Here is a 10,857-nt window from a genome sequence, read left to right on the forward strand (position 1 = left end):
CTGTTCACCGACGGACTCATCGAACGGCGTGACGAGACGCTGGACCACGCACTCGAACGCCTCCGCACGGCCGCGGAGGAGTACCAGGCTCCGGGGCTCCGGGGCCGCATCGACCACATCCTCCGTCGGCTCAACGCCCCCAACCCACGGGACGACACCTGCATCGTCGGCCTCCAGCCGGCCTGAGCGCGGAGCCCGCCAGGCCGGTGGCCCGGACGTCCGCCCGGGGCCGGGTCCGCTCACCCGCGCCGCACGGGAGCAAGCCGAGGTCCGCTGAGCGGTTTCGGGTCCGTGAGGCCGAGCAGACGCCCCGGAGGCACCGGCCGCACCCGGCCGGGCCGCGAGCGGAGGAGCGATTGCCATGGGCACCGGAGACAAGGTGAAGAACGTCGCGGAGAAGGCGAAGGGAAAGGCCAAGGAAGCGGTCGGCCGCGCGACCGACGACCCGGGCCTGAAGGCCGAGGGCAAGGCGACCCAGGCCAAGAGCGACCTCAAGCAGGCCGGCGAGAAGGTCAAGGACGCCACCAGGCACTGACGGACGGATCACGAGGATTCACGGGCGGTGCGGAGGAGGTCCGGCAGATCGAGGCTCCTCGCGCGTGGTGCGCTCCCGGCCTGCGGGCTGGGGCGCACCGGTCGCGCAGGGCGGCCGGTCCGTCGCTCGTCGGGGTGCTTGGCAGCGGCCCTGACCGGGTAGGGGAGAGGGTGCGGAGCACTCGGGCTGTCCTGCCCGGCTCCGGTCCGGCGTCCTCGGGGCGCCGGGACCACGGCACGGTCACCGTGCCGGGACGCCGCCGCCTGAAGAAGCCGGGTGTCACGGTCTCCCACCTTCGCATCCCCGCCATCGGCGCGGCCAGGTCCAAGCTGGACGCGCCCGCCTCGCCGCGGGGATCAAACAGGGAGATGACCCCGTGTCCACCCCCACCACCACGCTGTCCACCGCTGTGCCCACCGCGCCCTGCCACGTCCCGCCGGAGTCCGGCCGGCCGACCCGCCAGGAGATGCGGCTGATGGGCAAGGCCGAGGCCCGCGAGCTGAGCGACGCGCTGTTCGCACGGCTGGCCGGTCTGGAACGCGAGTCCGCCGCCTACAGCTACGTCCGCGGCACGATCATCGAGCTGAACATGCCGCTGGTGCGCTTCGTCGCCGCCGGGTTCCGCAACCGGTCCGCCGACATGGACGACATCCTGCAGGTCGGCACCGTGGGCCTGATCAAGGCCGTCGACGGCTACGACCACCGGCGCGGCGTCGTGTTCGTGACCTACGCGATCCCCACCATCTCCGGCGAGATCAAGCGGTTCTTCCGCGACACCTGGTCCGTGCGGGTACCGCGGAGCCTGCAGGAGCTGTACCTGCGGGTCGCGCGCACTTCCGACCGGTTGGAACAGGACCTCGGCCGGCTGCCCACCGCCCGGGAACTCGCCGAAACCCTCGGGCTCGACACCGACACCGCCAGGTCCGCCCTCGAGGTCGGCCGGGCCTACCGCACCGGATCGCTGGACGCGCTGCGCGAGGACCGCGACGACGAGAACGGGAGCGCTCTGCTCGACCGGCTCGGCGAACGCGACGCCAGGCTGGACCTGGTCGACTGCCGCGAGTCGGTGCGGCCCCTGCTCAAGGACCTCACGCCCCGCGAGCGCACCGTCCTGATGCTGCGGTTCTGGGGCGACTGCACCCAGTCGGAGATCGCCGAACAGATCGGCTGCTCCCAGATGCACGTCTCCCGGCTGCTGACGGCCACCTTGGACGGCATCCGGGCCCGGCTGACCGCTCCGGGCCCTGACACCGACTGACCGGCGCGGGCGCAGGTACGCGTCCGTCTCCTACCGGAAGTGGCGGCGGCCGGCGACCTCGTGGCCCACTGCGCCCATGACGAGCAGCGTGGCGCCGATCAGGGCCACGACGGCGCCGATGGTCCACACTTTTCTGCCCCCCCCGATGTGATTCTCCGTCAGCACCTGCGTCTAAAGGTCGTCGTGATGTTCGGTCGAGCCAGGAATCGAAAGGTCGTGCACCGGTGAGCTTGCCGTGCGCGACTGGTCGGACCCGCCTGGGCGCAAAGCGCGCAGGTCAGCAGATCTGTGGCTGACCATCGGCTGGAACTCACACGCTGGGGCTTCACAGGTGGGACCGACGAACGGTTCCCCTCGGCGACGTCTACTGTCCCGCTCTGCCGAGCGCCGCCTCGCCGATGAATAAGCCTCCGCACCCGCTCGTTGCTTCGGGTACGTTGCTCACCTGGGACACGCCATCAGGGGGAGCATTGACGGATCCGTCGTCGGACCTGGCCGGCCGGATGGTCAGTGCCGTGACCGCCGGGGACGCCGACACGGTGCGGACCTGTCTGGAACAGGGGGCAGATCCGGACACCACGGGCTCTGACGGACTGCCCGTGCTCTGCACCGCCGTAGCCGACTTCGATCACCTCACCGCTGAGGTCCTGGTCGACGGGGGAGCCGACCCGGACCGCGAGCTCCCGGACGGCAGCACTCCTTTGCTGCTGGCCGTCGGTACGGGCTCCCCCAGGCTGGTCTCCGCGGTGCTTGGACGCGACCCCCGACTACGTCTGCCAGAGGCGTCCCGGCGGGAACTGCTCGGCCTGGCCCGGTACTGGCATGAGACGGGTGTGGTCGAAGAACTGCGCAGACGGACCGGAGCCCCGGAATCGGCTGCCAAACGCCGGATCGACGAGCCCGATGGCGACACGGCCGATGAGTTTTCCCTCGGTGGGTACACCGTTCGGGACGGCCACGGAGCCATCCTCACCCACCTCGAATGGGCCTTCGGAGTGTTCCCGCCAATCGACGAAGTGATGGCACGCGCCGTCCCGCACGCGCAGGACGGAGACAGCAACTGGTTCGCGGCCACCTACTACCTGGGCCAGCGCCGAGGCCCACGCATCTGGTCCGAGCTCACCGCACTGCGGCAGCACCCCGACCCCCTGTGCCGCCACTTCCTCGCCCGGGTCATCTGGCACCGGAACCTCTTCGTGCCGGTAAACCGCCCACCGGACCTCGCCCAGGATGTCGACTTCCTGGCGTCCTGGGCGCAGGAGGAACCCGACGGGCAGGTCCTCGCCGCCATCCTGGACGTCTACACCGGCCATGGGCAGCCGGAGCAGGAGGCCATCGGCCTGCGGTACATCAGCCATCCCGATCCGCGAGTACGCAGCGCGGCCGTGTACTGCGTGAGCAGGGAGCGGGCTGCATCGGCGCTCCTCGGACGCATCCACGACCCCTAGCCCGAGGTCCGGGCCACCGTTGCCGAGGTGTTCGTCCCGTGGTCCACACCCGACAGGCGACTCGAGCCGGCGGTCCGAGACGCCCTGCTCGTCCTGATTCGTGACGAGAACATCTGGGTGCGGCGCCGCGCCGCAGCGTCCCTCGCCGGATACGACGACCGGAGTGCCGCCATCCTGGACGCCTTCCTCGCGCTCCTCGACGAGGAGGACAACGATCTGCGTCTGGAGGCAGCTTGGGCACTCGCCCGCCGTGACCACCCACGGACCGAGGAGGCGTACGAGCGGGTCGGACCACTCGACGTGTTCTCGCAGCACGACCACAGGACCTCCGGACTGTGGCAATACCGTGCGAACAACCGGAGCGATCACGCATGAAAGTGCGCCGCAGCGCAGCCTTCGGTACTTTCGGCGGTTCCGCGGTTCACTGGACCACGTGATCGGTGGGCGGTTGAATAGCCTCGCGGTGGCCCGGGCCGAGCGGGCGGCGTCCCCGGACACACAGCTCTGCCTCAGGTGTCGAACCGTGGGCCTACCTTTACTGATCGTTTCAGAATGATCTTTGGAGTCGGCGTAGGCAGATGATGCTGGCTGCGAGTTCGAGGAGTCCTTGGTGGAGGTCGGCTCGGCGCTCGTACCGGGTGCGGAGTCGCTTGAACTGATGGAGCCATGCGGTTGGGTCGGCCGCGCGGCGAGGTGCCTGCCCGTGGCAGGTCCTTTTCCGCACGGCCTCCCGCCGAACCGGACATGACGGTTTCCCTGTCATCCGGCTCTCCAGTGATCACGGCGTGAGTGATCGGGCCGTTCGCGCTTCGTGGATGCGGTCATGGCAGGCAGTGCAGGCCACGAGGGTCTTGCGCCGCCGGTCGAGCATGACGCGCGCCCAGTCGGACGGCGGCCATCCGACACGGGCGAGATCGGCAAGGGCTCGGACGTGATGCACCTGGACATCACCGGTGGCCCCACAGACCTCGCATGTGTCCGCCAGGAGCCTGGTGATCAGCTCCTTCTGCGGATAGTCCACCCAGACAGGCCGACGGTCGACGACCTTCGCCGATCGCTGCTGCTGGAGAGGGATTCCACCGAACCGTGCCACCAGCGGCTGCCTGTTCTTCCGCTCGATGTGGGCCTCGAAGCAGACTCGGGGCCCGTTGGGTGTGTCGATTCTGGCCTTGTGCTTGGCGGCCATCTTCGTCACGGTCGAACGGTGCTTGGCCGCAAGGGTCTTGAGCATGGATGTCTCCATGACCCATTGCAGGCGGTGCAGCCGGAAGACGTCTCCGGCGAGCAGGTAGTACTGGACGATGCCCCGGTAGACGGCCCCGAACGTGGCGACGATCGCGTGATCGCTGCCGTTGGTCAGTTCCGTTCGCTTCGCGGGCTTGCCGCGGGCGAGGTAGGGCTCGCACTTGGCCTTGATCACGTCCCTGGGGACGCGAAGGGCGATCTGACCGTTGACCCTGCGGTAGCGGCCGGTCTTCTTCGTGTCGTTGTGCTGGGTCGTGATCTCGTAGCCGAGAAACCGCGCCGCCCGGGTTCGGGCGTGGGTGACCAGCGTCTTCTCCCGGGAGAGTTCCAGCTTGAGTTCGTCACGCAGGAACTCCGCCAAGCGATGCTTGATCTGCTCGGCCTCGGCTTTCGGTCCGGTGAATCCGAGGAGGTGGTCGTCTGCGTAGCGGACATAGCGAAGCCTGCGATATGACGGGTCGTTGGGATCCGCACTCGGCAGGCTCACCATCCGCTGACGCAGTATCCGGGCCTGGGCCCGGTCGCCGCGCCGGCGGGCTTTCGCCAGCAGATTCTGCAACTCCAAATACGCCGGGTTGCGAACCCGGCGCTCTCCACGGGTGTACTCCGGGATCAGAACCTTCTCGACGAACTCGTCCAACCGGTGCAGATATATGTTGGACAGGATCGGGGAGGCCACTCCGCCTTGCGGCGCTCCGGAGGGCGTGGCTCCCCATTTCCAGTCCTCCAGGTATCCGGCTGTCAGCATGTTGCGCACCAGCCGCAGGAACCGCTGGTCATGGATCTTCTCGCCGAGGATCGACAGCAGGACCTGGTGATCCAGGCTGCCGAAGCAGTCGGCGATGTCCCCTTCGATGAACCAGGACGTCCCGGTCCAGGTGTGGGCCACCTCCCGCAACGCGGTGTGGCAGCCCCGTCGGGGACGGAATCCATGAGATCGGTCGGAGAACGTCGGCTCGTAGTACGCCTCCAAGAGCAGGCGGACCACCTCCTCGACGAGCTTGTCCGACCAGGTCGGCAGCCCCAGCGGACGCGTGGTCCCGTTCTTCTTCGGGATGTGCACGCGCCTGACCGGCCGGAAGCGGTAGCGCTCGTGGCGCATCGCCTCGATGATCCGGTCGATCTTCCGCTGGGACATGCCGTCCACGGTTTCCGGCGTGGCCCCGGGCGTCATCGCGCCGTGGTTGGCGTAGATGCGACCGTAGGCCAGCAGATACAACTGTGGATTGAACAGCTGTCGATACAGTTCGTCGCACGGCAGATGGCGCCTGCCGCGCTCACGCAGGACACCCAGCACCGTTGCGGCGCTCTGCATTTCGCATACCTCCCCATATCCGGGTGTCCGAATCACCTGGCCCCCTTCGCCCTGCGGACGGCTTTCCCGCCCTCCCCGGCCGGGCGTGACTCCGGCGACTACTACGGGGCCTCCGTCGCCATAGGACTCGCGTCCCGTAGGCGATCCCACGTTCGTCCCTGTCTGTACGTTCTAGCGCGACTTAGGCGTCCCACTCATCTCCTTGAATGTCCTCGCTGGACATCGCTCCGAACCACGGAAGTTGCACCAGGCCAACAATCGAAACCGGTGCAGGGTCGGCGTCGGTTTCAGCTGTCTTTCCGACGGATGGGAACTTGCATCTTCTGGAGATTGGTCTTCAAACAATCCAGTCTTCGCCATATCGCGCGGGCCGCCCGGTGCACCGTCCCTGGCAACTGGGCCCGGTCACCGGTTTCCTGACATGCTCTTGTCCCCTTCACCTTTCGGATCCAGGTGAGTCATCCGGCCCAGGAACCTCCTTCCGAGTTCCTCCCGGCTGAGCCGGGGATACAAACAGAGCGCCTCGTGGCGCACAAGGTCCGCTCGACGACCCAGCGCGTGCGGCCGAGCCCGGATCCGTGTGCGACGCCTCGGCGCGCGATCAGGGCTTGATGCCGCGCTTCCACAGGAGGCGGCGGTACTTGTCGTAGTCGTAGCCTCGGTCGGCGAACAGTCGTCGGGGCCTGTTGCGGGGTCGTCCGCGCAGGCCCCGGATGCGGGGTATCGCGTCCAGGAGCGGGATCAACTGCGTGACGTCGTGCCGGTTTCCGCCGGTCACGGACACGGCCAGCGGCGTGCCGTGGCGGTCCACGATCACATGGTGCTTGGACCCCGGCCGTGCGCGGTCGACGGGCGAGGGGCCGACGCGGTCCCCCCTTTGAGCGCCCTGATGTGGGAGCCGTCGATCGCGCAATCGTCCATGTCCAGGCGGCCGTTGGCCCGCAGCTCGGCCAGCAGGGCCTCGTGCAGCTGCGGCCGGACGCCGGCCTCGGTCCAGTCCCGAAGCCGGCGCCAGGCCGTCACCCCGAGCAGCCCACGGCGTCCGCGGGAACGTCGCGCCAGGCGATACCGGTTCGCAGCACGTACAGCACACCCGCGAGTGCTGCCCGGTCCGGGACACGCAGTCGCTCGACATCCGCTCGACGCCCTCGCGGTCGATGATCTCCAGCGCGCAGGCCAGCGCCCGCTCCCGACTGAGCCTGTCGCCCTCCACCGTCGGTGAAGTGGTCATATCGGCACCTTCTGTCGCTACGGGTCACCGGAGTCCACCACTTAGTTCGTAGACCTGCGGGGTAGCATCGGCACCGCACACGACCTGACGAACAATTTCACGCTGGTCGGCCACCAGCTCACCGGTTCCACCGGGACGCTGTTCCTCTTCGGCGTCGTCGTCGGCGCGGCGGCCATGCTCGGCCTCCGCCTCCTGCTGACCGGAGCACGCCGCACCTCGCGGCGCGGTGCCACCGCCCGGCACGGGCTGCGCGACTCCCGCCGGGAGACGGCCGCCGCCACCAAGGACCGCGACGCCGCGGTCGAGGAGCGGGACGCGGCCCGGGTGGAGGCGACCGCAGCCGCCGACGACCGGGACAGCCTCTACCGGGAGCGCGACGTCCTCGCAGCGCAGCGAGCCGTCCTCACCAGGCAGCGCGACGACCTGCTCGACGGCGGGCCGCGCCGTCCCCACGAGCAGACCGCCGGGACACGGACCGGCCCGATGCACCAGCAGGAGGCCACACCACGCGGACCTGACGAGGCGTCACCGGCCAACGGACACCGCAGGCCCCACCTGTTCGGACGCGACGACGGCTCCAGCTGATCGCAGCCTCGCCGGCTCGCCCCACCGTCACGCCGACAGGCAGGTCGCGGTGCCGGGTCAGCTGCCGGTGGTCTGGTCGCCGATCATCGCGATCAGGGCTTCCCGGCCGTGCTCCCGCAGGACCCGGCGCTGGCGGGTGGCGCCGTTCCCCTCGCGGAGCAGCCGGTCGAGCACGGGAACGATGTGCCGGCGGTCTCCGCTCCGGTCGAGTGCCGGGTCGACGGCGTCCAGCAGCGTCGACACCGCCTCTCCCACCGCGACGAGCCCACCGTGGACGGGATCGAACACCTCACCCGCGGAGCCGTGGCGCGCGCCGTGCCACACCGCGGCCGCCAGGGCCTCCGGCTCGACGATGGGGCCTGGGCGCTCCGCCCCGTGGTCGCTGATCGCCCGGTCGGCCAGGGCCCGCACGGTCCCGGCGAGCATCACCGCCTCGTCCGGCCGGAGTTGGACGTCCATGGCGCGGAGCTCGACGGTGGGGTAGTGGTCGGACAGCCTGATGTGCCAGTAGATCTGTCCACGGTCGTGGATCAGTCGGCGTGCCACCAGCGCGCGGGTGCGCCGGTCGTAGTCGGCGGCGTCCTCGAAGCGCGGCGGCGGACCGCTGACGGGCCAGCGGCCGAAGACGATGGTCCGCCAGCTGGCGAAACCGGTGTCGGCGCCCTGCCACAGGGGCGAGTTGGCGGCCAGCGCCACGAGCACCGGAAGCCACGGACGCAACCGGTTCAGCACGACGATCCCGAGCGCGCGGTCGGGGATGCCGAGGTGGACGTGCATGCCGGTGATCAGCTGCTCATCGGTCAGTTGCGGCGCGTCGCTGTGCATGGCGCGGTACCGGGCGGTGTCGGTGATCGGCATGGTGAGCCGGTCGGCGAACGGAGCGGCTGCGGACGCGGCGAGACAGCAACCGTCCGCGGTGGCCGCCTGCCCCAGGGCGTGGCGCATGCGCAGGAGGTGTCCGCCGACCTCCTCCAGTTCCCGGCAGACGGGGGTCGCGACCTCCAGCTGGGCCTGCAGGAGTTCCCGCTGCACCTCGTCCTCCGCGAGGGCGGGCTGCAGGCCCGCGCTGCGACGGACCTGCTCCGCGCGGGCGCGCGGCAGGCCCGTGCCGAGGTCGAGAAGGAGGAACTCCTCCTCCACACCGAGGGTGAGCATGCCCCGCGGATACCCCGGATGGTCCGCCGCAATCCCCGCAGGTGAATGCGGTGCAGCCGGGTCGCGGCCGGCCCGTGGCTCGGATCGTCAACCGGCTGGCCTGCTCGCCGGCGGGATCTGCGTCCCGATGCCGGCGCAGAGCAGGTCCAGGCTCCGAAGGAACTTCTCGTCCGGGTCGAGAGCGGCCGCGGCCGCCACCGTCCGGGGGAAGCTCCGACGGAGGGCGGCGACGTCGTCGGCGGTGACCGGCACCGCGGGTGGCTCGCTCTGCTCCTGGAGCACGTAGCCGGTGACGTGGCTGAGCACGGTGTCGGCGGCGGTGCCGCAGTGCTCGGGGGGAACGCCGGCCTCGGCGAGGGTGTCGAGCAGGCGTTCCATCAGCGAGAGTGCGCCGGGGCTGAGGGTCTTCGGGCTGCCGGCGAGCATGATCGCTCCGCCGGGATGTCGCCGGATGCTCCGGCGCAGGGCGACGGCCTGCGCCGTGACCCGCGCCGGCCAGCCTGCCTGCGCGGGCAGGCTGGCCAGGGCGGCGGTGCCGGCCTCGAACGCCTGCCGGGCCACCCGGTCGGCCATCAGTTGGAGCAGCGCGGCCTTGTTGGCCACGTGGTAGTAGAGGCTGCCGGCGTGCACGTCGAGCCGGTCCGCGACCTTGCGCACCGAGAACCCGTGGTAGCCGGTCTCGGCGAACGCTGCCATCCCCGCGTCGATGATCCGGTCTGCGGTCAGCTTCACGACCGCAGTCTAGCGAGCCGGAGTCCGTTTTCGAACAGTGTTTGAAACCCTGCTTCGGGGCGCTAATGTCATGATCAGAAAAGCGCACACGGCTCGGAGGGGGGTGGTGACGATGGACGCTCTGGTGTTCAACGTGACCACGGCGGCACTGATGGTGCTGATGTTCAACGGCGGTCTGGCCCTGGTCGGCCGGAGCACGCTGGGCGGGCGGCGGATCCCCTGGGCGGCGGTCGGGCTGACCGGGCTCGCGCTCGCCGCGGTGGCCCTCCAACTCTGCTGGTCGGGGGCGATGGGGGCGCTCGACGCGGACCCGTCGAAGCCCGGCTGGTGGCGCGTGGTCACCTCGGTCTTCATGCAGAACGGCGGCTTCGGCGGGGCGGCCTGGAACCTCGCCACCCTCGCCGCCGTCGCGGCCCTCGCCGAGTGGTTCTGGGGCGCGCCGCTGACACTCGGCCTGTTCACCGCGGGCATCCTGCTGCCGGAGCAGATCGACAAGCTCTGGGGCCAGACCTCCCACAGCACCGACCCCCGCAACTTCGCCGGCAGCTCCGGCGCCACCTACTTCCTCGGCGCGACGCTGGCCGCGGCGCTGCTGCTGCACGGTGGTGCCGACGGGCACTCCGGCCAGGCCGCCGACCGCGACGCTGCCGGCGAGGGCACGAGCGCCAAAGCCGTCCGCAAGAACCGGCTGCTCGCACTCGGTGTGCCGGTGCTCGGGCTGGCGATGTGGTTCGCCCAGGAGAACGGGCACGGCCTGGTCTCCGCCTACGGCTTCGTCCTCGGCGCCCTCAGCTGGGCAGCGTTCCGCACCGTCCTGCACCCGGAGCGCGATCTGCGCCGACCGACCCGCCTCACGGTCGCCTCGCTGACCGGAATCCTCGCCCGACGGCCCCGGAACGCCGGCTAGCGTCAGTCCAGGCCGCCGCGGCGGATGACTTCGGCCGAGGCTCTCTTACGGCGACCTCGACGCGCTCGTCCACGAGATCGACCCCTGTACGAGTACTGGCCGCGCTGCCCGCGCGATCCCAGGGCCGCCGCCCTCGACAGCTCCCTGGCGGAACGTCAGATCGCCGTCTACGCCTCGGTCCTGGTGCTCGGTCAGTCGCAGGGGCACTTCACACTGCAGGATCCGCCCCGGCAGCTCGCGGCGAACTTCGTGGCGATGGAGGACGGCTTCCAGATGGAGATCCGCTCCGAATTGCTCCGGACCGGCTGATACGGGGGGAGCCCCGGCCGTTGTGTGGCCGGGGCTCCCGTGTGTGTGCTGGGTGGGTCAGTGTTGGAGGGTGAGGAGGCCGGGGCGCCAGGGGAGTTGGTCGTAGGGGCCGCCGGCGGTGGGGTTCTTGCCCTGGT

10 protein-coding genes and 2 pseudogenes are annotated in these 10,857 nt (G+C 70.0%); 7 read left to right on the plus strand and 5 right to left on the minus strand.

Translation table 11 applies throughout. The annotated features are described in order from the left end of the window. From AB0K51_RS33945 to AB0K51_RS33965, 5 genes are all read left to right on the plus strand, one after another. A partial coding sequence (locus AB0K51_RS33945) for a SpoIIE family protein phosphatase (RefSeq protein WP_363462025.1) occupies positions 1–186 on the plus strand: 186 nt, incomplete at its 5' end. A gap of 175 nt (positions 187–361) precedes the next feature. Continuing rightward, entirely contained in the window at positions 362–535 is a 174-nt protein-coding gene (locus tag AB0K51_RS33950) for a CsbD family protein (protein WP_363462027.1), read from the plus strand. Positions 536–911: 376 nt separating this feature from the next. Continuing rightward, a complete protein-coding gene (locus AB0K51_RS33955) occupies positions 912–1,793 on the plus strand; it encodes a SigB/SigF/SigG family RNA polymerase sigma factor (protein ID WP_363462029.1) in 882 nt (293 codons plus the stop codon). A gap of 515 nt (positions 1,794–2,308) precedes the next feature. Beyond that, positions 2,309–3,241 (plus strand): hypothetical protein, encoded by a 933-nt coding sequence (locus AB0K51_RS33960; protein ID WP_363462031.1) that lies wholly within the window; start codon positions 2,309–2,311, stop codon positions 3,239–3,241. A gap of 27 nt (positions 3,242–3,268) precedes the next feature. Next, a complete protein-coding gene (locus tag AB0K51_RS33965; RefSeq protein ID WP_363462033.1) occupies positions 3,269–3,616 on the plus strand; it encodes a HEAT repeat domain-containing protein in 348 nt (115 codons plus the stop codon). Positions 3,617–3,788: 172 nt separating this feature from the next. On the opposite strand, the pseudogene AB0K51_RS33970 reads toward AB0K51_RS33965, so the two are convergent. From AB0K51_RS33970 to AB0K51_RS33980, 3 genes and pseudogenes are all read right to left on the minus strand, one after another. After that, positions 3,789–3,911: pseudogene (locus AB0K51_RS33970) on the minus strand (IS5/IS1182 family transposase); the annotation flags it as partial. Between the two features lie 108 nt (positions 3,912–4,019). Next, positions 4,020–5,801 (minus strand): reverse transcriptase domain-containing protein, encoded by a 1,782-nt coding sequence (locus AB0K51_RS33975; RefSeq protein WP_363462035.1) that lies wholly within the window; start codon positions 5,799–5,801, stop codon positions 4,020–4,022. A 536-nt stretch (positions 5,802–6,337) separates the two neighbouring features. Beyond that, positions 6,338–6,976, minus strand: a pseudogene (locus AB0K51_RS33980) (IS5 family transposase); the annotation flags it as partial. 230 nt (positions 6,977–7,206) lie between these two features. Between AB0K51_RS33980 and AB0K51_RS33985 the strand changes: the two are divergent. After that, the gene (locus tag AB0K51_RS33985) at positions 7,207–7,617 is read left to right on the plus strand and encodes a hypothetical protein (protein ID WP_363462037.1); all 411 of its coding nucleotides are present in this window, start codon (positions 7,207–7,209) and stop codon (positions 7,615–7,617) included. A 57-nt stretch (positions 7,618–7,674) separates the two neighbouring features. Here AB0K51_RS33985 and AB0K51_RS33990 read toward each other — a convergent pair whose 3' ends face one another. Both AB0K51_RS33990 and AB0K51_RS33995 read right to left on the minus strand, forming a co-directional pair. After that, positions 7,675–8,772, minus strand: a complete 1,098-nt coding sequence (locus AB0K51_RS33990; protein ID WP_363462039.1) for a glutamate--cysteine ligase — start codon at positions 8,770–8,772, stop codon at positions 7,675–7,677. Positions 8,773–8,859: 87 nt separating this feature from the next. After that, complete coding sequence (locus tag AB0K51_RS33995; RefSeq protein ID WP_363462041.1) at positions 8,860–9,504, minus strand: TetR/AcrR family transcriptional regulator; 645 nt, start codon at positions 9,502–9,504, stop codon at positions 8,860–8,862. Between the two features lie 112 nt (positions 9,505–9,616). On the opposite strand from AB0K51_RS33995, the gene AB0K51_RS34000 reads away from it, so the two are divergent. Beyond that, positions 9,617–10,411 carry a hypothetical protein gene (locus AB0K51_RS34000; protein WP_363462043.1) on the plus strand — a complete coding sequence of 265 codons (795 nt, stop codon included), beginning with the start codon at positions 9,617–9,619 and terminating at the stop codon, positions 10,409–10,411. Positions 10,412–10,857 lie beyond the last annotated feature (446 nt).

It is taken from the genome of Kitasatospora sp. NPDC049285 (genome assembly GCF_040678815.1).
GTDB lineage: Bacteria > Actinomycetota > Actinomycetes > Streptomycetales > Streptomycetaceae > Kitasatospora.